Raw genomic sequence first — 21,717 nt, forward strand, 5'->3', positions numbered from 1 at the left:
ATATTAAACATAATATCGCCCGCTCGCAACTGAATTTAAAAGTGAGTAATTGATTGTTAATTTACTCAATAAACACGGTGCTATGCCTACCACAGTCACCAATGAACTAAAACATGAAATTTGGCAGTTGTTGCGAGAATATCAGCAATCTCGGTCAGAAAATGTTCGCAATCAACTGGTAAAACTCAATTTTGGACTTGTGAGAAAAGAAGCTCACTACTGGACAAATCAATGTCATGAAACCTACGATGATTTGCTCCAAGTTGGATGTTTGGGTTTAATCAGAGCAATTGAAAAATTTGAACTTTCCAAGGGACATGCCTTTAGTTCCTATGCTCTTCCTTATATTCGGGGTGAAATTCAACACTATCTCCGAGATAAAGGTGTCACCGTGCGAATTCCTCGGAAGTGGTTAGCACTGCAACAGCAAGCAATAGGAGTGTCACGTTCTTGGCGTGAAAAGCATAATCGCCAACCAACAGACACCGAATTAGCAACAGCGCTAGAAATTTCTCCAAACGAATGGCAAGAAATTAAGTTAGCGTGGATAAATCGCGCTCCCTTAAGTCTTGATGTGCCAATCCAAGATGGAGAAGAAGGTTCTACTTGTTTGGGAGAATTGGTTCCAGATCCTCACTATCGCAGCTTTCAATTAGCACAAGAAGACCAACTTCGCTTGCAACAAGCATTGGTTCAACTCGAACAACGCACCCGTGATGTCTTGGAATGCGTGTTTTTGCAAGATTTGACCCAAAAACAAGTTGCAGAACATCTCGGGATAAGTGTCGTAACGGTTTCCCGTAGAGTCAAGAAAGGTCTGGATTTGATGAAACAGCTTATGGGTGTAGCAGACGATTAACTGCAAATAAACTAAATCCGCAGTTATGCTGGGCTGTTAGTGTTAAAAATAACCCTTGAAATGTAAAAAATTAGGTTATAAAGGTAACATACTTTGCCTTTGATACAAATTTTAGGCATGTATATTTCCATTTTTCAATTTTCCAATGGCTTTTGAGAACAGCTCATGGGCAGAAATTCAAAAATTACAATTGCAGCTATTTTAACCTTAGCGATCGCTGGATGTGCTTCTGAAGATACACAACGAGCCGTCAATCCTGCGCCGATTCCTAAAATAGTAGCAAAGTCCCCACCAACGGCTCAATCTTTTAAGAATCCAGTGATACCTGCCAAACAGGTTTCACAAGTTACTCCTGCATCTGTTAACTTGATTCAATCCACTAATCCTACAGAGCGGGCACCGTTAATTCTAGTATCAAAAGAACGGACTGACCCGTTTGCCCAAATTTTTGGGCAGACGCTTTCGGGAATGCCTAAAATATCTGGAAAACCTGTTCCCGTCTTGCCTAAGCTACCGACTGCATCGCTAGCAGGACGAAAACTTCCAACACCTCGCATAGCTTTAAATCAGAAGAAAAATAATATTGCTTCTGTACCAAAAAAAGTCAATCCTACTTTGACTTCAGTCTTACCTAAAGTTTTGCCTCAAGTTGTTCCCAACTCGACTTTAGTATCTGTATTGCCACCAGCAGCACAACCTGAGTTAGCAAGGGCAGTTATTGTGACTGGTGTAGTTCTAATTAGTAAGGAACCCCAGGCAATTATCAAAGTACCAGATGAGCCGACAAGTCGCTATGTGCAGGCGGGACAGCGATTAGCTAATGGCGTACTGATTAAACGGATTGAAATGAATGGAGGCTCCAACCCGATTGTAATTCTTGAACAATTTGGTATCGAAGTTGCCAAAATGGTAGGGGAAGGGCCTGTCAACTCAACGCCATCAGCTACATCTGCTAATGGCAATCCTATTTCAGTGACAACGCCCCTCCTCAAATCCTCTTAATGTTGGAGCTTCATAGAGATGGAGACTAAGGAAAAAATTGAATTCGCTGGTTGTCCTTTAGCTGTCTATAGAGAGATAGCAGCTCATTTACGTCAAGTTGAAGGGGTAGAAGTGGATTTAATTCCCCAATCATCCCAACAGTTTGATTACAATCAAAGTCAAATTGGTGGTTTGTCCATCTCGTGGACAGCGAATTCTGGTTCAGAAAGTCGGCAACGAGTTAAGCAAATTTTGGCTTACTATCAAAACCGCTATATAAGTCCTATTTGATTTGTGAAAATTCAAGCCTCATATTCCCGACTTCTCTAAGAAATCGGGAATTTTGTTGTTCATAAATGACCGAGTAGGACTATGGTGTATGACGACTTGATACCAATTCTTTGTTAAACTGCACAAAACCAAGCTTGGTGAAACTTGGGGATTTTATGGATGAGGTTGAATTTTTGTGCGATGCTTTTTGCTCTACCAAGCCAGAACGCATAGGTATTATGGATGGCAGGCTGATTTCTTTGAGAACTTTACAACAGTTTCGTTCTGTTCACAGAAAAGGTTTGGTGATGAGGCAATTGGGTATGTCTGAAGTGGGAAATGATAGCGCCCGTAGTTGGGAATATTTGTTTTTCCCATTTTTGAAAGCAGTAAATGTCTACTTAAACGAACAGCCCGATAAAACCAGAATGATGGTGCGTCCCTCTAATCTGGAAGATATTTTTGTAGAATTAACGGGACGCTAGTTAGATTAACCTCATCCTCCTAACTGCCGCAGCATGGCTTCTACTCTGTCCACTCCTTGTGAGTCATTGCGCCGCTTGTACAAGTCGCGGGCTTTCTGAAGCAAGCTGTTGGCTTGTTTGGTTTGTCGTCGCTGTTTATACATCGAACCCATCAATTCATAAGTCTGGGCGTTGTTTTTATCCAAGTCGATTGCTTGTTGATATGCCCAAGTAGCAGCATTATAATCTCCCATACGAGATTGCGTCACAGCTAGTCCTAAATAGGCGTTAACGTTATTACGGTTTAGCTGTATGGCCCGACGGTAGCCTTCTTTTGCCCCAGCTGTATCTCCCAAATTGGCTTTAATGTAACCCACAGCGTAGTAAAAATCACTATTGTTAGGGTTGATGGCGATCGCACGACGATAAGAACTTAGTGCTGCCTGGTAATTTCCCTGTTGAGCATATAAGTAGCCAATACCTGAATGGATTTTAGCATTTTTGGGATCTAGACTAGCTGCTTGCTGATAAACTGCGATCGCACCACCATAATCACCACTATCTACTAACCTCCGTCCTTCTTCTAGTAGTTGCTTTAATTGTGGGTTTTTGGCTTGCGCCACTAATACCTGAGCTTGAGCTACTGAAGGTATGGTGAAGGTAAAACATCCTAGTAACACCACACTAAACACGAATGATGTTGGCTTGTACACAGTAAATTTCCTGAAATTTTAGAGGACTTTTTTCTTGTACATTAAAACAAAAATATGGATTTTTGAAAACTGTATTTATTCGTATGAATTAAGATGTTAATAGTTCATTCACTGTTCCTTTACATTCATCAGCACTCCATAAGAGAGTTTTTACTGAAGGATGAGTATAAGCTATCAAGAATCAAATGAAGTGATCCTATATCAAACGGTATGAAAGCAAAACGACACCTTTTTTAATCGGTATTTATACGTATTATCCGAAAAATATCAACAGGCATCTGACTTAATCCTATATCTTGATAGGGCAAGCTTACAGGGTTTGATATTCATTTATGTTTGTTATTTAATTTAATCATTTGCTAACTCTGTATCCAATTTTTAGTATTTGATACTACCTTTTTATAAGTCATTATCGCGGCGTTAACATCTTCTTTTGGTCATTACACGGTAAGATAAATTTAATCAGTAAAATGTTTCTTTAAGTCCTAGTTTCTGTTGAGGACAATACTAAAGCTGAAAGCGCAATTTCAAGTTGCGCGAGAGGATGTTTATTAAACCTGTACTCTGTAATCAAAGTTACAATTCTCACATATTTTGACAAAAATCTGAATAATCAATATGTATATTATCTAGGAGGTTAATTTATGATTATAACTACTACTGATGTAATTCAAGGAGCAGTAATTGAGTCATATTTAGGCATTGTGACAGCAGAAGTAGTCTACGGCAGCAATTTCTTACGGGATTTTTTGGCTGGTATTCGAGATATTATCGGTGGACGCACTGGGAGCTATGAGCGTCTTTTTGAGCAGGGTCAACGCAAGGCACTAGAAGAATTAGAACAACGGGCACAACGTTTAGGAGCAAATGCTGTAATCGGAATTGAAATTGATACTGGCACAATCAATCTTGACCAGTCAGGAGTTCTTTTGCTGATTACTGCCACAGGTACAGCTGTAAGGATGCGTTAAAATAATTCGTAATTCGTAATTTTGTTTTGTTTTAAGTTTAATTGCAAACACTACTAAAGCTGGTTTCTCATGAAAGTTTTTAAGTTAAAATTAGAAATTTTATGACTAAAAATGTCTAAATAATTATTCAGGCATTAATAAATAATAAATTGCATTAAAAGTTGTGAAATAAAGTCTTTTTTCTCACTAAAGATAGACCTATTAAATCTTTCTATTGATAGAGATGAAAGCGGATGATTTCATTGTTTAATTTTAAGCATAAAGATGAATGTACCTGAGCAGGAACTTTGCTGAAAAAGCACTGGAGAACATAAGCGATGTCATACGTAAATCGGACAGGTAATGATGTTATATCTACTGATACGGTGGTAGCGGGTAGAGTAGCGGAATATCACGATCGTGTTCGCTGGGGGCCGATTATTGCTGGTTTGTTGGTTTCTTTAGCTACACAATTAATTTTAAGTTCTATAATAGGTGCGATCGCAGCTGGTACAGTTGCAGGTTCAGGTGCGCCCAGAACAATTGCCTCTAACGCTGCGGGTAATGCAGGGCTTTGGTCAACTGTCGCTTTACTAATTTCTCTATTTACTGGTGGTTGGGTTACAGCCCGTGCTTGTGGGCCGATGAACCGTAATACAGCTCTTCTTAACGGTGCAATTCTTTGGGCAACGACTTTGGCAGTTAGCTCATGGCTTTTAGCAAGTGGAGTATCTGGTGCTTTTGGTGTTGCTGCTTCCAACGCTGGGGAAGTCATAAACCAGGTACAACAGCAAGGTGGTGTTAATGTACCACAAGCAAACATAAGCGCCCAGCAAGCTCGTGAAACGGCAGCTAATCTACGTTCAGGATTGTGGTGGTTTGTATTTGGTTCTTTGTTGGGTTTAGTAGCTGCAATGATAGGAGCCGTAGCTGGCGCTCGCACTCCCCGGACTAACAATTACAATCCTTAAATAATTGTTTGAAAAATCAAATCTTACAGCGCTTCCGGCTATTATGCAATACAGTTTTTTTCCTTGCCCTCTCCTATCAAAGCTTTCAGATTTGGGAATGTACCTCATAGCTGCCGTAAGTGCTGTATTTCTTTTTAAATAAAAGCACCTTTTTTCAAGGTGCTTTTTTTCAGGCCTATTTCCTAAATGTAATAGATCCCCGACTTCTCTAAGAAGTCGGGGATCTGGGTATTAGTTTAATCTACTTGTATCCCTAATTCACCATTTCAGATATGAAGCTTCAATTCCCTGCTCACGGCGAATTTTGCCATCTTTTTCAAACCAAGCAATTACTTGTTGTGCTGTCAAATCTTCAATAGCAACACCGTATTCTTGAGCGATATGCTTCAACAACTTAAGTGATGAAATTGTCAATCTTGTTAAAAACTTTTCTGGAGAAGACAACAAAGCCGCGTCAACTTTTGCTGACTCTTCCAGGGTTAAAAATTGTGCTGATGGTTGCTGTGGTGGTATGTCCATAAACTCTCAAATTTAGTTGGGTATTGGGTATTGGGCATTGGGCATTAGTTATTAAAAAATAATACGCTTGGGTTAAGACTTTACTGTTTGTCAAAGTTAATTTTTTTAACGAACCGCAAAGGACGCAAAGAAAGAGAAGCTTAACTGAACTGTATTGTATTAAAAAAAGCACTAATGACAGATGACTAATGACGAGCTTTTACCAAATAGCCACAACGATGTTCGCCATCAATAATCCAGTGAGTGCGCTCTATGGTACAATCTGGTAATACATCTGCAAACATTTCTAATTCGTGACCACAAATGCTAGGGAAAGACTCGGCAACGTTAGAAATGGCGCAGTTATGCTCCATTAATATAAAGCGATCGCTCTCAAAGCAGTCATTCACATCAACCGGGTGATACTCGGCCATGAAGCCTTCCGCTTTTCTCAACTCTACTAAGTTAGCCACACGTTCTCGCAGTGAACCGTTACCGACGCGATCGCGGTATTCTTGAGCTTTGCGCTGCCACTGTTTCTCTAAAATCGATTTAAATTGATCGTGTCCTACCGTTTCGGCTAAGGTGTCTAGCAGCGAAACCGCAAAATTGCCGTGGCCATCACCGAAGCGATCGCTCATTGTGCGGTGCAAGCGATCGCGTCCCTGACGACTCAGTTGATAAAGGTGCTGCGGACGCCCCATTCCCGCCGTCTGCACTGATGTCGAATACAAAACTAGCTCCTCGGTCTCCAAATCTTTGAGATGGCGACGAATTGCTTGAGGGGTAACGTCTAAAACTTCAGCTAGCTTTAAAGCCGTTGCTTTTTCGTGTTTGTGCAGATATTCTAGGATATCTTGCTTGGTTGAGGACTGGTGGGTAGTCGCCATCTTCTGGTGCGAGACGTTCAGCGAACGCCCCAAAAATTTCTTTGAAAATTTGACCGTGCCAATTTTAGATTTTGGATTTTGGATTTTGGATTAAAAAAGTTTTTTGGTACATGCCCCAATGCCACTTACTTTATGCCTCTTGTTAGAGAAGAGGCTGCGCGATCGTCAATCTAAAATCCTTGAGCCAAGTACCCTTGTGGACTCTTTCAATCCCAAATTGCAAATCTAAAATCCAAAATTGTTTGACTTTGACAACATTGTTGTTGTTAATCTAGCGTAAAATGAAGATAGGTTAAACAACAATGAAGTTGTTTTAGTATCCACCACCATTCTAGCAGCCGTGTAACCATTCCGTAACGGGAGATGGGAATCGGCTAGAGAAAAGCCCGCCTCCCATCCTAAAAGAGTTCCGAACACGAGAGATTATTACTGATGAGTGCCACTGTCAAAACCTTAGTCAACCAACCCTACAAGTACGGCTTTGTTACCGACATTGAGTCCGACACTATACCGCGTGGACTAGACGAGGACGTTATCCGCTTGATCTCCTCCAAGAAGAACGAGCCGCAGTTCATGCTGGATTTTCGCCTCAGAGCTTATCGCCAGTGGCAAAAAATGACGGAGCCAACTTGGCCTAATGTCAAGTATCCGCCAATTAATTATCAAGATATCATTTACTACTCAGCGCCAAAACGCAAGAAAGAAAAACTAAACAGCTTGGATGAAGTTGATCCAACCCTTTTAGAAACCTTTGAGAAATTAGGCATTTCTCTATCGGAACAGAAGCGGCTGGCAAATGTCGCCGTTGATGCAATTTTCGATAGCGTCTCTGTCGCCACTACATTTAAAGAAAAGCTAGCGGAAGACGGCGTTATTTTCTGTTCGTTTTCCGAAGCGTTGCAAGAACACCCAGAACTAATTAAAAAATATTTGGGTAGTGTTGTTCCCATCGCTGACAACTATTTTGCCGCCTTGAACGCCGCCGTATTTAGCGATGGTTCTTTTGTCTATATTCCTAAAGGCGTAAAATGCCCAATGGAACTGTCTACCTACTTCCGCATCAACTCTGGTGACACGGGACAATTTGAGCGAACTTTGATTGTCGCTGAAGAAGGTAGTTATGTTTCTTACCTGGAAGGTTGCACTGCACCGATGTATGACAGCAACCAGCTACACGCCGCCGTTGTGGAACTCGTCGCCCTCGACAATGCCGAAATTAAATACTCCACTGTCCAAAACTGGTACGCTGGAGATGCCAACGGTAAAGGCGGTATTTACAACTTTGTCACCAAGCGCGGTTTGTGTCAGGGCGTAAATTCCAAGATTTCCTGGACTCAAGTCGAAACAGGTTCGGCAATTACTTGGAAATATCCTAGCTGTGTGTTGGTGGGTGATAACTCTGTGGGTGAGTTTTACTCGGTGGCACTGACAAATCATCAGCAGCAAGCTGATACTGGCAGTAAGATGATTCACGTAGGTAAGAATACCCGCAGTACAATTATTTCTAAAGGAATCTCCGCAGGTAAATCTAGTAATAGTTACCGGGGTTTGGTGAAAGTCAATCCGACAGCAAAAGGAGCGAGAAATTATTCTCAGTGCGACTCAATGCTGATTGGGGATAATGCTCATGCGAATACTTTTCCTTATATCCAGGTGCAAAATAACGGTGCGAAGGTGGAGCATGAAGCTTCTACTTCTAAGATTGGGGAAGATCAGTTATTTTATTTTGCTCAACGGGGTATTTCTTCGGAAGATGCTATTTCGATGATGATTAGCGGGTTCTGTAAGGATGTTTTTAATCAGCTACCGATGGAGTTTGCTGTGGAAGCTGATAAGTTGTTGAGTTTGAAGTTGGAAGGCAGTGTTGGATAAATGGAAGCAAGGATAAACACAGATATATAGGCGTTCTGTGTTTGTCTTTGGAAGAATAACGAACCGCCAAGACGCCAAGGGCGCAGAGAAAGAGAAGGGAGAGAAGATGATTATTGAAAATAGTGAAGTTGTGCTGTCTGTACGGAATCTGACGGTTAATGTTGATGGGACACCGATTTTGAAGGGTGTGAATCTTGAGGTGCGATCGGGTGAAATTCATGCGATTATGGGGCCGAATGGTTCTGGTAAGAGTACTTTTTCTAAGGTGTTGGCTGGACATCCGGCGTATGAGGTGACTGGCGGTGAGGTGATTTTTCAGGGACAAAATTTGTTGGAGTTGGAGCCGGAGGAACGGGCCAGAAGTGGTGTATTTTTGGCGTTTCAGTATCCGTTAGAAATTCCGGGTGTGAGCAATTTGGATTTTTTGCGGGTGGCGTACAATTCCCGGCGCAAGGCGCAAGGTTTAGAGGAAATAGACGCTTTTGATTTTGACGATTTGATTGAAGAAAAGCTGGATGTGGTGAAGATGAATCCCAGTTTTCTCAGTCGCAGTTTGAATGAAGGGTTTTCTGGTGGCGAGAAGAAGCGGAATGAGATTCTGCAAATGGCATTGCTGGAACCAAAGTTGGGAATTTTGGATGAAACTGATTCGGGTTTGGATATTGACGCTCTCCGAATTGTGGCAAATGGGGTAAATCAACTGGCAAGCCCAGAAAATTCCACAATTTTGATTACTCACTATCAGCGATTACTTGATTATATTGTGCCTGATTTTGTGCATGTGATGGCACAGGGGCAAATTATTACCAGTGGTGGTAAGGAACTGGCGCTGGAATTAGAGTCTCGCGGTTATGACTGGGTGCTGGAAGAATTTGCTGCTGCTGAGGTGGGTGTGTAATGTTTCAATCCCTGATAGGGATTTTTAATTCCAGCACTACTTAACATTCTAAACTAGTTTACGAGTATCTAATGAGTATTCAAGTATCTCCCAGTCCAATACCTAACTCGAATTTTGTCAGTTTGACATCGACTCTGTTAGATAAAGATACCTATCTAACTGAATTGTTAAATCAGGTAACTGCACCCAAAACAGAAGGATGGTTACAGGAATTACGTGAAGGTGCTGCTAGTTGGGTACGCCACTCGACTATTCCCACCACTCGCGAGGAAGAATGGCGATTTACTGATTTATCGTCTCTGCGAAAGCTGCAATTTAATGTAGAGACGGGAAGTTATACGTCTTTGCAATTTGATATTTTGCCAGAAGCGGCTAACAGTCGTTTGGTTTTTGTTAATGGTGTTTTTGCACCGGAGTTATCAGCAGTTTCAGATTTACCATCTGGTATTGTGGTGAGTAATTTGGCTGGTTTGTCTGCGGTTGAGCAGGAGGGTGTACGGCCGTATTTAGCTCAAGCTGAGGGAGCGCAGGAGGTTTTTACTGCTCTCAATACGGCTGGGATAACTGATGCTGCTGTGGTGTGGGTGAAGAAGAATGTGGTGGTTGAAACGCTAATTCATTTGGTGTTTATTTCGGTTGTGGGGGAGACTGCGACGATTTCGCAGCCGCGTTGTTTGGTAGTGGCGGAAAGTGGTTCGCAGGTGACGTTGGTTGAGGAGTATACGAACCGCCAAGATGCCAAGAGCGCCAAGGAAGAAGGAGTATATTTTACCAATGCGGTTACGGAAGTTTGGGTTGGTGACAATGCTGAAGTGAGTCACACTAGGGTTGAGCAAGAAGGTGCAGAGGCTTTTCATATTGGGAAGACTGCGATCGCACAGGCTCGTGATAGTCGATATACTTGTCATGCCATAACTTTAGGGGCGAAGTTGTCACGGCACAATTTAGAAATTTTGCAAACTGGTGAGCAGACACAAACTACTCTCAACGGTTTGACGATCATTTCTGGTAAGCAGTTGTCTGATACTCACAGTGCGATCGCACTTAACTATCCTCACGGTACAAGCGATCAATTGCATAAATGTATTGTAGGCGATCGCGCTCATGCGGTATTCAATGGTAAAGTTTTTGTACCAAAACCAGCGCAGTTGACAAATGCAGCCCAGTTAAATCGCAATCTGCTGCTATCATCTAAAGCCAGAGTTGATACCAAACCCCAATTGGAAATTACTGCCGATAATGTCAAATGCGCCCACGGTGCTACCGTTAGCCAATTGGAAGATGATGAAATATTCTATCTGCAAAGTCGGGGAATTGATGAAAACGATGCTCGGAAGTTGTTAATTAACGCCTTCGCTGCTGAAGTCATCAACAAAATACCAGTTCCTTCTCTGCGAGAAATCCTTTTAAACACAGTCAATAATCTCAAGTCCCTGACTAATGAGTAATAACTAATCTACCAATGACTTTTACCTCTACCAAAACCCTTGCTGATAAAGTTCGCGCTGACTTCCCGATATTGCATCAGGAAGTTAACGGGAAACCCTTGGTTTATCTCGATAATGCTGCGACATCGCAAAAGCCTTTGTTGGTGTTAAATACTCTACGAGATTATTACGAACACTATAATGCTAACGTCCATCGCGGTGCCCATGCCCTGAGTGCTAAAGCTACCGATGCTTATGAAGGTGCTAGAGATAAAATTGCCAAATTCATTAATGCTGCATCCCGTCAGGAAATCATCTATACCCGCAACGCAAGTGAAGCGATTAACCTAGTAGCTTATAGCTGGGGAATGAATAATTTGCAGCCGGGAGATGAAATTATTCTCTCGGTGATGGAACACCACAGTAATATTGTACCCTGGCAATTAGTAGCACAAAAAACGGGTGCATTACTGAAATTTGTGGAACTGACACCCGAAGAAACTTTTGATTCGGAACAGTTTAAAAAGCTGATCTCCGACAAAACCAAGTTGGTGTCGGTGGTGCATATTTCTAATACTTTGGGTTGTATTAACCCAGTAGAAGAAATTGGTGCGATCGCACGTAAATACGGTGCTAAATTCTTAGTTGATGCTTGCCAAAGTGTCCCTCATGTGCCTGTAGATGTCCAGCAGATAGATTGTGATTGGTTGGTAGCTTCCGGTCACAAAATGTGCGCCCCAACTGGGATAGGATTTCTCTATGGCAAGTTGGAATTGTTAGAATCAATGCCACCATTTTTTGGCGGTGGTGAAATGATTGCAGAGGTATATTTAGACCATTCTACCTATGCAGAATTACCACATAAATTTGAAGCTGGTACACCTGCAATTGGAGAAGCGATCGCACTTGGTGCCGCAATAGATTATCTTACTAGCATCGGTATGGATAAAATCCACGCCTACGAAGCCGAATTAACAGCTTATTTGTTCCAACAATTAGAGCAAATTCCCCAAATTAGAATTTACGGCCCCAAACCCAATGCGAAAGGGGAAGGTAGAGCCGCTCTTGCATCATTCACTGCCGGGGAAGTCCACGCCAACGACTTATCTACATTATTAGATCAAGAAGGTGTTGCCATCCGTTCTGGACACCACTGTACTCAACCATTACACCGTTACTTAGGTCTGGCTGCAACCGCACGAGCAAGTCTATCTTTCTACAACACCCGCGAAGAAATTGATGTTTTCATCAAAGCATTGAAGGAAACTCTAGACTTCTTTGCTGGGTTCTCTAGTTAACAGTAGACAATGTTTAGATACTGGTTGCTGTGGACTGTCTATGACCAATTCCAAACCCCACAAGAGACCATATATGACAGCAGAACGCTGGATGTCGAATCTGAAATTGTTCTAGCAAAGGAGTCATAATAATTCGTAATAACTAACTTCGTAATTCGTAATTATTACCCCACGGATAAATCCGGGGGCTTGAATAAAGTTGCTACGCTTTTTCTCTTTCTTCATAACTGAAGTTAGGGGCTTGTACCCTCAATGATTTAATTATTAATTAATTCCTAATTAATGAATTCTTAATTAAGAATTACGAATTACGAATTACGAATTATTCGGTCAGATCGTATGACCCAGCACCAGGGACAATTGTGTTGGGTCTTTCCTTGATTGGTTGACTCGTTTAGGCAACAGTAATTGTCTGGCCATTGGTCAAACTTGTGAAATTATAAATTGTGCGACCTGCGATCAGTTTCTCAAACCCCGAAGTCTCCATAGTAATGAACTCACTAATCTGGAAGGCGATCGTTGTTCCCGATATGCCAACAGTATAAGTTCCTGTTGTTAATTCCAGTGTGTCTTGACCATCTCCTCCATTGAAAGAGCCTCCACCAACCCCTTTGAGATAATCGTTACCCGTTCCTAAGTTGACGCTGCCATTACCATCAGCGAAGCCTCCATTGGCGATGATTGTATCGTTACCAGCCCCAGTGTCGATGATGCCAATGTTGAAGATGCCGCTGCGCGCACCTCCACTCCCACTGCCAACAATCAAGTCATTACCAGCCCCCGTGTTGATAGTGCCAATGTTGAAGATGCCATTGCTTCCAGATCCGCTGGCAATGCCAACGATGGAGTCATTACCATCTCCAGTATCGATAGTGGAATCGCTAGTGTTGAAGATGGTGTAGCTCTCATCTCCGCTTGTACTGCCAATAATGCAATCATTACCATTCCCGGTACTGATAGTGTTACTGTTTTGAATGCCTCTGCTAGAATTTGCACTTGCACAGCCAACGATGGAGTCATTACCATTTCCAGTATTGATATTACCGAGGTTGAGGATGCCAAAACCCGCACCCGTTCCAGAGATAGAGTCAATACCATCACCAGTATTGATGGTGCCACGACTGTTGAGGATGCCAATACCCCTACCTTTTCCAGAGATAGAGTCATTGCCATGACCGGTATTGATGGTGCCAGCACTGTTGACGATGCCCGTGCTAGAATCTCCGGTTGCAATAGCACAGATAGAGTCATTGCCAGCCCCGGTATCAATGGTGCCATTGTTGTAGATACCTGTCCCGAATTCGCTTGCACTACTGCCAAAGATAGAGTCATTGCCAGCCCCGGTATCAATGGTGCCACTGTTAGAGATACCTCTCCCGAATTCGCCTCCACTGCCAACGATAGAGTCTCTGCCAGCCAGCGTATTTGCTACGTTACCCTCGGGATTGACGATGCCTCCATTTAAGTCGGTAACACTGTCAGCAGATGGAGTCCAAACACCTATAAGGTCGTCGCTTACCCAACCTGTAGTAGTTAGAGTAGTTGTCATAAAAGCCTCTATTAGTAATGTATCCGAACTTGGTCAACGCTAAATTAGAAGTTTGTTATCAGGTATTGATTTTACTGTAGATGCGCCACAATAACTAAATGGAAATTGCGATTTTATTATTTCTTAAACGTTCGACAAAATTATTAATTTTTAATGCCGCAGTCGTAAAAATTTTAGAAGCGAAAAAAGCAAATATCAATGCAGGATTAGGTCAGTGTGTAGCAGAAATGCTAGCAGCTAAATTGTTTAATGAACGTGAAGGAAATCACATTAAAACAATTTATGGTACTGTTACTACTGGAACCATCTGGAAATTTTTAAAGCTAATTGGGCAAGTAGTTGAAATTGACTTGGGCGAGTATTATATTAATGACATAGGTAAAGTTATCGGAATTTTGTCTGACATCCTGGCAGAAGAAGTTTTTTAACTAATTCTAGGGATTCAGCAAGTTTTGTGGCAAGGTCTAAATTCCAGTTACAAAACTTAATTACGAATTACGAACTTGTACTGAGCGTAGCCGAAGTATTACGAATTACGAATTATTTTAATATGCTTGTCCAGTCACCGCCTGCTGAACAAAGAACAGTCTTACACAACATTAGCTGGGAAACCTTTGAAGCCTTGCTGAGAGATACAGGTGAGCATAGAGGTTCTCGGTTTGCTTACGACTGCGGTGTTTTAGAAATCATGACTCCACTTTTTGAACACGAAGGGTAAATTCTACCTCATTCATGAATATAATTACGAGCTAAATTTTTATAAAAAATATTTATGGTATGTACTTGTTAATCTTATTTAGGCTATCAGATAATCTATTAATAGCATCTAATTCTGTACCATACTTCATAATAGCTTCCCATTCTTCAGCTAAATCTTCAAGTACTATCCAATTACATTTTTTATTCATCTTAAGAACCTGAAAACTGGGTCTAGACAATTCCTTTGAATAATCAGACCAAAAAAACGATTGTCACTTTTTCGCAGATATTAATTTTTTAATAGTATTAGTCATGGAAAATAATAAAATAGTATAAATAATAGCATGGAAAAAAGTGTTATTAATGCCAGCCTTTCTACTCAGAACCTAACTTTTCGTCCAGGTGATACTCCTGTATCATTTGAGGTAACTGTCAATAATGACAGCGATCGCTTTGTCAATTTTCAGGTAGAAATTACCGCAGCCGGAGAAACCCGGAACACTGGATACCGATGGTATCGACTCGAACCAGAGGTGGCAGCAGCTAAACCACCAGGCAGCAGTACCATATTTCAAGTTTTCATATTCAATACACCCATTCCAGGATTTGTCGGTACTGTTAACCTGATGGTGAATATTTTTTCACCGCAATTAGCACAACAGTGCAGACTTGTGCTGCGTCTGAAAATCGAACGAGATAACAGACCAACACATTTAAGTGTAGAATTGCCTGTGCGAGAGTTCCAAGTTTATCCCCGCAATGCAGTAGATATACCAATACGGGTGCGGAACTTGGGGCAACAACCAACTGATGTGGGGCTACGTTTTACAGGTGTTGATCCATCTTGGCTAGCAGGTAGTGCAGAACGCCGATTATCTCTAGATCCAGGTGGATTAGCAGAAGCCACATTTCAATGTCAACCTCCTTCTGTAGTGCAAGCGCCCAGTCAAAATTACCCTTTTACTATTGAAGCTGTTAGCAATAATGGTTATCCAACCAGTGCTGAAGGCAACATTGAAGTTTTACCGGTAGGTTTTATAGACTTTACCACCACTCAAAAACACCTCAAAATTCCTAGTAAATCGGCATGGTTGCCTGACTGGAAATCTGATACAGCTTCCTTTGAATTACTATTTAAAAACGCTAGCAACCTCAACCAGCAAATTAATGTCCACGTACAGGGTAGAGACTGGCGAAAATGTCGTTTCAAAAAGCTTCCTGAAAATGCCAATCTCCATTTAGGAGAGACAAGTAAAGTAATCCTTGATGTTAAAACAAAACGCCCTTGGGTAGGAATCGGCAAAACTCTATTATTAGAGGCTAAATCGGAATTATCTGACCAACGTTTAGGGAGTACAGACCCCGCTACGCAGACATTAGAAGTAGAGGCTCTGCCAATTATACCTCTATGGCTACAGCTAGCTGCGATCGCACTCTTAGCTGCACTCCTAGCATTAATACTGCAACCAAGAGATATAATGCATACCCGTTCTGTAAACTCAGTCCGTTTTAGTGGTATTGGTTTATCGGTGGTCAGTGGCTCAGATGATTGCACATTAAGACTTTGGAGAATTGCTGCTGATAGCTTAGACCCCGATGATACAGTAACATACGCCGGGCAACCCCTTGCTTGCGATCAACGGCAACAGCCCAAAGGTTTAATGGCGATTACCGATGATGCTGTAGAAGTCTTACGCTTCATGCCATTACAAAACGATCGTGTGGCTGTTGGTCTCGATAATGGTGTAATTGAACTCAGAGATGTACCATCAGGTCTAAAGATTAGCGAACTTCAAGACCTTAAAGATCCTAAAGCAAAAGGCGATCGCGTCTTTGATTTAGCTTTCACCTCAAACTCACTTAACTTATTCAGTGGCTATGGCAGTGGTAAAGTTAGAGTATGGTCAAGACCAGCGCCTAACAGCGATTTTCTGCCAGAACCGCAAGTTATCGACGTACAAAGTACATTGAAATTATCAGGTTTCCAAGTCCGGGCATTAAATCTCAGCCCAGATGCCAAAACTCTCGTAATTGCCGGAAACTTTAAGCGTTTTATCTTGTGGCAGTGGAACCCAACTCAATCTGATAAAAAATTCCCAGGTTTATCAGTGCAAAATCTAGAAAAACTAGACCCATTAGTTGGGCGTGAAGACTATATTTGGGGATTGGCTTTTGTTCCTAACTCCACAGAAAAAATCCTAGCAACCTCCGATTCTGCGGGATTCATCACGATTTGGAATTTGAATCAGTGCCAAACTCTCAAAAATCCCAATCCGCAAGAAAAAGTTAATGAACTCAATTGTTCGCCAATAGATCGCTGGCCAGCATCAAAAACATCTGTGCGTAGTCTGGCATTTAGTGATGATGGTGGTTTGCTAGTAAGTGGTGGCGATGATGGACGAGTGGTACTTTGGTACTTAACTCCCGAACATCAGCTCGACAAAATAAAAGCAGCAGAAGGTAAAACAATTTACCAAAGCTCTAAAAAAATCAATAGTATCGACTTGAAAACTAATCAAGGAACCATGATTGTTAGTGGTAGTGAAGATTTTCAAGTCCAACTACACCGCATCAAATAAGAGAGTCAATGACATGCAAGCTAAATTCAATCCACTGCAAGTTATTATCAACCCACCTGGAATTCAATTTGGAATGCCAGGAGATACTATTGAACTCTATGTTGTTGTGATCAATCAAGGAGACCAAGATGCAGTTATTGACTTACATTTTGTTTTTGACGAAGTATTTCAAAATTTAACCGGTTGGTCTAGTTCTCCTAGAGAAAGTTTAGCCTTAGCTTCCCAACAGAATAGTGACGAAGTAAGATTTGAGTTTCAAATTGCCGCAAATACTCTTCCCGGAACCTATGACTATACATTAGTCGTAGATTCACCTCTACATTATCCTCAAGATACACCCATAACCTTCCCAAACCAAATTAAGGTTCTGCTACAAGAACAGACTGCAATTCGGGTGAATGACCCGACATTTTCCATTAGACCTAACACCAACCCCAACAAGCCGCTAATTTTCAATCCTAGTGAGCCTCTGCAAGTAGAGGTTATAGTTGATAATCGCTCTTATCTCGTCGATAGGTTCCGCTTGAGTTGTCCAGATTTAGACGAAGACTGGTTCACAATTAATTATCCTGCAAGTGGATACGAGGGTTCTGGATTAGTATCTGAAGTTACTGCGCTAGAACTCAACCCTGGTACTAAAGGTCAAATATTGTTGAAATTTCACCCACCTGGGGATACACTCGCGGGAAGCTATTCTCCTACAATCCGCTTGTATTCGGAGAACTCCCCCGACTTAGTACTGCTAGACTTGGTGTACATTCAAATTCCGACAAATTATCGCTTAGACATAGAACTTAATACGATTTTGGGACAAGTTAGCCGTAGTCTGGGCAAGTACGAATTATCACTAGCTAACCAGGGTAATATTGTCCGCGAACTGATATTAAGCTTAAAAAGTCGAGACGAAGAAGAACTATATACTTATAAATTTGATCCGACTGAAATAAGATTATTACCAAATAGAAGTACTGTGGCCAACTTGACGGTCAAACCCAGACCTTGGTGGCGAAAACCGTGGTTTGGTGCAGGGCTAGTGGTTAACTTTCAACTTGACATCAAAGACCAAAAAAATTTACCCCTACCTAACACATTGCCTCAAGGGAGCTTGGTATGGAAACCCCGTCCTTTGTGGCAATTTATTCTGTTAATTTTGGCAATTTTGGGATTATTAGGAGGAATAGGATTTATCATTTGGCGAATTTTAAATCCCGATCCTTTGAAATTAGAAAATTTTAGTGCAAAAGACTCTCAAATTACCGAAGGTGATGAGGTTGCTTTGAATTGGGAAATTCACCACTATAAACAGTTGCAAAAGTTGGTTTTGACGGCTAAAGGTTCCCAACCCATTGAGCCTATTACCTATGACTTTAGCAATGGCATTCCTGAAGCATTGGGTAAGGAAAGTACACCTCTTTGTCAGATACAAGAAGAACAAGAGCTTATTTGTAGCAACGTGAAAACTGGAGTTAAAACAAAAGGAAATTACACTTTTCAATTACAAGCCTCTTATCAGAATGGTATACAGTTATTTTCTCGAAATAATCAAGTAGTAACCCAAACAACCCAAGTAGAAATAGCTGAGAAACCAATTGCTGAAGTTGTTAATTTTCAAGCAGATAAACCACAGTATACAAAAGGTCAAAATATTCTTTTAAGTTGGACTATTGCGCGTCCATTACTGCTGCAACAAATTCAAATTGGTGGCAGTGCAGATGATGAGACATCCTACGGCGAACCAATTGCTTATAAAATTAATCAAGGTAATCTTGCAGACCCTAAGCTTAAAAAGCTATGTACACAACAAAATCAAGAGCTACGATGTACAAATATTCCTCTACCTGCATATAAAGCCGGAAAATTTGCCTTTCAAATCAAAGCTTTTTCTAATGGAAGTCAAAAAACTAGTTTTAAAAAGACTGAATCTAAAATAGAAATTTTACCAAAACCATTTAGGATTATTTCTTTCACAATTAACGGTAGTGAGCAACAAAATCTGATTCTTAATGAAGGAACAACTGCTACTCTGAGTTGGAGAGTAGAAGGGGAAAAAGAAAATATTCAAGTTAAACTTCTGCCATACGGCGATGAAGTTGCACTAAGTGACTCAAAGCAGTTTCCAGTTAATCTAGCCTTCCCACCTCAAATCACACTGCAAGTTAATGATATATCTAATAAGCAACCACCCCAGCAAAAAGGATTTGTAATCACAGTCCTCAAAAAAGTAGTGCCTACTCCTATACCTAGCATTAACCCAATTCCACCTAACTCATTTAAGATCCCCTTACCTCAGAGGTAAGGTTTATCCGCCTCTTAGAGATATTCTCCATAGACTGTGAAAGACTTGGTTAAACCGAAAAACTTTTCTTCATAAAGTTGCGCTCTAGGGAACAGATTCAGGAACTGTCTCTTACTTAGCAGCTTAATTGAAGTAGCTATAGTCCTAGCCAACTCTTTATCAGCCACCTTGTCATACCATCCAAGAGCAAAATTGGTTAGTAGCCATACCCGAAAATTTACGGGAATAAATTGAAATAAAGGAAAAACAAAGTGAGGTTCAATCGGAAAAAAAACATTTGGTGTTTGAACAAAATATCTTTTTCCCACTCGCATTACTTCAGTAGCCATCTGGTACTGTTTATCATAATCTCCTACATGTTCAATCACTGAATTGGAAAAAACCATATCAAACTCATTGGATTGGAAATTTACCATGTTTGTAGCACTCCCAACAACTTGCTTGATTTTTGGATGTGTTGAGCTTGTTTCGGGAAATTTCAAATTTAGTAGAGTAATTTCTACGTCTTTAATTTCTTTATTCAAAAAGCCTAAATTCTCCCAAAAGCTTACTGTTCCTCCAACATCGAGTATTTTTATAGGAGAGGGCAGTGAGTCTAATATAGATACGAACAAAGAGAAGCGCTTTTTTCTCAGGCTACTTGCCCACGAGTCAGAAAGACTAGAGTCATATACTTTACGGGCTATGAGTTTATTCATTTCTTAGTTACCACTAAAATTAGGTTATTTAACAAATGAAATATTGTTTAAGATATGTAAAAACACTCTGAGGGTAGCATATTCCTACAGTGTTTTCATTGTCAATAATTTATGTCTAAATTGTTACAAATACTTATGAGCCAATACATTTGGATTAAGGCGCTTGATCCTCACTAACCCTACGTGAGCTTCCAACGAACAGCATTCGTCATGTCTTAAGAGAAACAATCTAGTTTCCTAGTAGTTCGACGGAAGTGACGACTCCCAGCTCTAACTCGCGGACTCTTAATAGCTTAATTCTTATTTTTCTGAAAACCCCTATGTCTTCGCCCATTTTGAAACAGGGGTTTTCGCAATGGTACTACCTCCGCTTCATTACTCTCGCGTGCTACTCGAATCAGCAACCCAGCAGCTATTAAGCTAGCAATCATGGAATTACCACCATAACTAAACATGGGCAAAGGTAAGCCTGTAGTTGGTAGAGAACCTGTAGCCACACCAATATGGAGGAGTGATTGTCCTACCATCACAATCGTCACGCCGATCGCTACCAATCGATGTACTATATTTTTAGCCTTCAGCGCCACAATTAATCCGAGAGTGGCGAATGTAGCTAAAAGTGCCAACAACACCATACTCCCAACAAAGCCAAACTCCTCAGCGAACACGGCAAAAATAAAATCGGTATCCTGAATCGGTAAATAAAACAGCTTTTGTTGAGAAAGCCCAAATCCGGCTCCCCAAGTTCTACCAGAACCCACAGCTAGTAGACTTTGCACCAACTGGTAGCCATCTCCTGTAGCATCCGCCCAAGGATTGAGGAATGACATCACCCGCTTACGCTGATACTCTTTTATGCTAATACTGAGTATTGCCAACATTACTCCGCCAATTGCTGTTCCTCCCAAGTACTTGTAAGGTAAACCAGCTGCTAGAGCAATTAGCCAAATAGTCATGCCGCAAAGTGCTGTTGTACTTAAGTTGGGCTGGGCAAGAATTCCTAAAAGTACCAAACCGAAAATACCCAACCAAGCAAAGCGAACCCGCCAGCTGATACGTTCCCATTGACCAAAAAGCCGCGCACTTTGTAGCACCAAAAAGGGTTTAATTAATTCTGAAGGTTGAATCGGAATTGGCCCGATGGCAATCCAACGGGCTGCATCAAAAGCCTTTTTTCCCAATCCTGGGATCAGTGTGACAAAAATTAACGCCAAAAACAGCAACAAAAACCAATGGGATACTCCCAAAATTTTCTGCAACGGCAAATTAACAATAATATTGAATCCGATTAAAGAAACGAAGACCCACAGTAGTTGACGCTTAAAGTAGTACAATCCATCACCCTGACGCGCGTCAGCGACGGGATAGGATGCTGAAAATAGCATTATCAAGCCGACAAACAGCCAAATCAACGTTAACCAGCGCAACAACCGCGCTTCTAGTGCCCAGTTGGAAACTGAACTATCAAAAATTGGAATCAGGCGGCGTAGATTCACGAGCAGTACAGGTAAAAAGTTAGGAATTAGGAGTTAGAAATAAAACTCATAAATCATAACTTATAACTCATAAGTAGTCTTTAAAACTATAAATCTTAGAGTTTTTAACTTCAATACACGGTTAGTTAAATATTTTTGACAAATTGCGTTGGCTATGCTTGGCGTACCCTTACAACAAAGCAAGCTATGCGTACCATCTCTACACCGCAGCTAAAAAAATATTTTATACATTAAACGCAGTAGTTTTAAAAATAATTGAGAATTTAGAGAGTCAAAAAAAGAAAATGGTTAGTCCCTCTCCCTCACTGC

At 41.2% G+C, this 21,717-nt stretch carries 18 protein-coding genes and 2 pseudogenes; 14 read left to right on the forward strand and 6 right to left on the reverse strand.

Annotated elements, in window-relative coordinates; genetic code table 11:
• Nucleotides 1-82: 82 nt before the first annotated feature.
• From HWQ36_RS08465 to HWQ36_RS08480, 4 genes and pseudogenes are all read left to right on the forward strand, one after another.
• Nucleotides 83-859 carry an RNA polymerase sigma factor SigF gene (locus tag HWQ36_RS08465; RefSeq protein ID WP_114086117.1) on the forward strand — a complete coding sequence of 259 codons (777 nt, stop codon included), beginning with the start codon at nucleotides 83-85 and terminating at the stop codon, nucleotides 857-859.
• Nucleotides 860-1,024: 165 nt separating this feature from the next.
• Entirely contained in the window at nucleotides 1,025-1,861 is an 837-nt protein-coding gene (locus HWQ36_RS08470; protein WP_366828641.1) for a hypothetical protein, read from the forward strand.
• A gap of 18 nt (nucleotides 1,862-1,879) precedes the next feature.
• The gene (locus HWQ36_RS08475) at nucleotides 1,880-2,131 is read left to right on the forward strand and encodes a hypothetical protein (protein WP_292700588.1); all 252 of its coding nucleotides are present in this window, start codon (nucleotides 1,880-1,882) and stop codon (nucleotides 2,129-2,131) included.
• Between the two features lie 152 nt (nucleotides 2,132-2,283).
• A pseudogene (locus HWQ36_RS08480) lies at nucleotides 2,284-2,595 on the forward strand (ABC transporter ATP-binding protein); the annotation flags it as partial.
• Between the two features lie 11 nt (nucleotides 2,596-2,606).
• Here the strand turns inward: HWQ36_RS08480 and HWQ36_RS08485 are convergent.
• Nucleotides 2,607-3,287, reverse strand: a complete 681-nt coding sequence (locus HWQ36_RS08485; RefSeq protein ID WP_292700590.1) for a tetratricopeptide repeat protein — start codon at nucleotides 3,285-3,287, stop codon at nucleotides 2,607-2,609.
• Between the two features lie 644 nt (nucleotides 3,288-3,931).
• On the opposite strand from HWQ36_RS08485, the gene HWQ36_RS08490 reads away from it, so the two are divergent.
• Together HWQ36_RS08490 and HWQ36_RS08495 are read left to right on the forward strand one after the other, a co-directional pair.
• Entirely contained in the window at nucleotides 3,932-4,258 is a 327-nt protein-coding gene (locus tag HWQ36_RS08490; protein ID WP_100900674.1) for a YbjQ family protein, read from the forward strand.
• 317 nt (nucleotides 4,259-4,575) lie between these two features.
• Nucleotides 4,576-5,208, forward strand: a complete 633-nt coding sequence (locus tag HWQ36_RS08495; protein ID WP_292700597.1) for a hypothetical protein — start codon at nucleotides 4,576-4,578, stop codon at nucleotides 5,206-5,208.
• A gap of 258 nt (nucleotides 5,209-5,466) precedes the next feature.
• On the opposite strand, the gene HWQ36_RS08500 is transcribed toward HWQ36_RS08495, so the two are convergent.
• Both HWQ36_RS08500 and sufR read right to left on the reverse strand, forming a co-directional pair.
• Nucleotides 5,467-5,727, reverse strand: coding sequence for a hypothetical protein (locus tag HWQ36_RS08500; protein WP_292700600.1), 261 nt, complete (start codon nucleotides 5,725-5,727; stop codon nucleotides 5,467-5,469).
• Between the two features lie 185 nt (nucleotides 5,728-5,912).
• Nucleotides 5,913-6,596 (reverse strand): iron-sulfur cluster biosynthesis transcriptional regulator SufR, encoded by a 684-nt coding sequence (sufR, locus tag HWQ36_RS08505; protein ID WP_292700603.1) that lies wholly within the window; start codon nucleotides 6,594-6,596, stop codon nucleotides 5,913-5,915.
• Between the two features lie 432 nt (nucleotides 6,597-7,028).
• Between sufR and sufB the strand changes: the two genes are divergently transcribed.
• The 4 genes from sufB to HWQ36_RS08525 all read left to right on the forward strand — a co-directional run bounded on the left by sufB (nucleotide 7,029) and on the right by HWQ36_RS08525 (nucleotide 12,091).
• Nucleotides 7,029-8,468, forward strand: coding sequence for a Fe-S cluster assembly protein SufB (gene sufB, locus HWQ36_RS08510; RefSeq protein WP_292700606.1), 1,440 nt, complete (start codon nucleotides 7,029-7,031; stop codon nucleotides 8,466-8,468).
• Nucleotides 8,469-8,574: 106 nt separating this feature from the next.
• Nucleotides 8,575-9,366, forward strand: coding sequence for a Fe-S cluster assembly ATPase SufC (gene sufC / locus HWQ36_RS08515; protein WP_292700609.1), 792 nt, complete (start codon nucleotides 8,575-8,577; stop codon nucleotides 9,364-9,366).
• 71 nt (nucleotides 9,367-9,437) lie between these two features.
• Nucleotides 9,438-10,814 (forward strand): Fe-S cluster assembly protein SufD, encoded by a 1,377-nt coding sequence (gene sufD / locus HWQ36_RS08520; protein ID WP_292700612.1) that lies wholly within the window; start codon nucleotides 9,438-9,440, stop codon nucleotides 10,812-10,814.
• 14 nt (nucleotides 10,815-10,828) lie between these two features.
• Nucleotides 10,829-12,091: a cysteine desulfurase gene (locus HWQ36_RS08525; RefSeq protein ID WP_292700615.1), complete on the forward strand. Its 1,263-nt coding sequence runs from the start codon at nucleotides 10,829-10,831 to the stop codon at nucleotides 12,089-12,091.
• A gap of 394 nt (nucleotides 12,092-12,485) precedes the next feature.
• Here HWQ36_RS08525 and HWQ36_RS08530 read toward each other — a convergent pair whose 3' ends face one another.
• A complete protein-coding gene (locus tag HWQ36_RS08530; protein ID WP_292700618.1) occupies nucleotides 12,486-13,640 on the reverse strand; it encodes a calcium-binding protein in 1,155 nt (384 codons plus the stop codon).
• 98 nt (nucleotides 13,641-13,738) lie between these two features.
• On the opposite strand from HWQ36_RS08530, the gene HWQ36_RS08535 reads away from it, so the two are divergent.
• From HWQ36_RS08535 to HWQ36_RS08550, 4 genes and pseudogenes are all read left to right on the forward strand, one after another.
• Entirely contained in the window at nucleotides 13,739-14,068 is a 330-nt protein-coding gene (locus HWQ36_RS08535; RefSeq protein WP_292700621.1) for a hypothetical protein, read from the forward strand.
• A gap of 122 nt (nucleotides 14,069-14,190) precedes the next feature.
• Nucleotides 14,191-14,352 (forward strand): annotated as a pseudogene (locus HWQ36_RS08540) (Uma2 family endonuclease); the annotation flags it as partial.
• 331 nt (nucleotides 14,353-14,683) lie between these two features.
• Nucleotides 14,684-16,918, forward strand: a complete 2,235-nt coding sequence (locus HWQ36_RS08545) for a hypothetical protein (RefSeq protein WP_292700624.1) — start codon at nucleotides 14,684-14,686, stop codon at nucleotides 16,916-16,918.
• A 13-nt stretch (nucleotides 16,919-16,931) separates the two neighbouring features.
• A complete protein-coding gene (locus HWQ36_RS08550) occupies nucleotides 16,932-19,214 on the forward strand; it encodes a hypothetical protein (RefSeq protein WP_292700627.1) in 2,283 nt (760 codons plus the stop codon).
• 14 nt (nucleotides 19,215-19,228) lie between these two features.
• Here HWQ36_RS08550 and HWQ36_RS08555 read toward each other — a convergent pair whose 3' ends face one another.
• Together HWQ36_RS08555 and HWQ36_RS08560 are read right to left on the reverse strand one after the other, a co-directional pair.
• The gene (locus HWQ36_RS08555) at nucleotides 19,229-19,912 is read right to left on the reverse strand and encodes a methyltransferase domain-containing protein (protein WP_292700630.1); all 684 of its coding nucleotides are present in this window, start codon (nucleotides 19,910-19,912) and stop codon (nucleotides 19,229-19,231) included.
• 293 nt (nucleotides 19,913-20,205) lie between these two features.
• Complete coding sequence (locus tag HWQ36_RS08560) at nucleotides 20,206-21,408, reverse strand: FtsW/RodA/SpoVE family cell cycle protein (RefSeq protein ID WP_292700633.1); 1,203 nt, start codon at nucleotides 21,406-21,408, stop codon at nucleotides 20,206-20,208.
• Nucleotides 21,409-21,717 lie beyond the last annotated feature (309 nt).

It is taken from the genome of Nostoc sp. NMS2 (assembly GCF_017115105.1).
Classification (GTDB): Bacteria; Cyanobacteriota; Cyanobacteriia; order Cyanobacteriales; family Nostocaceae; genus Nostoc.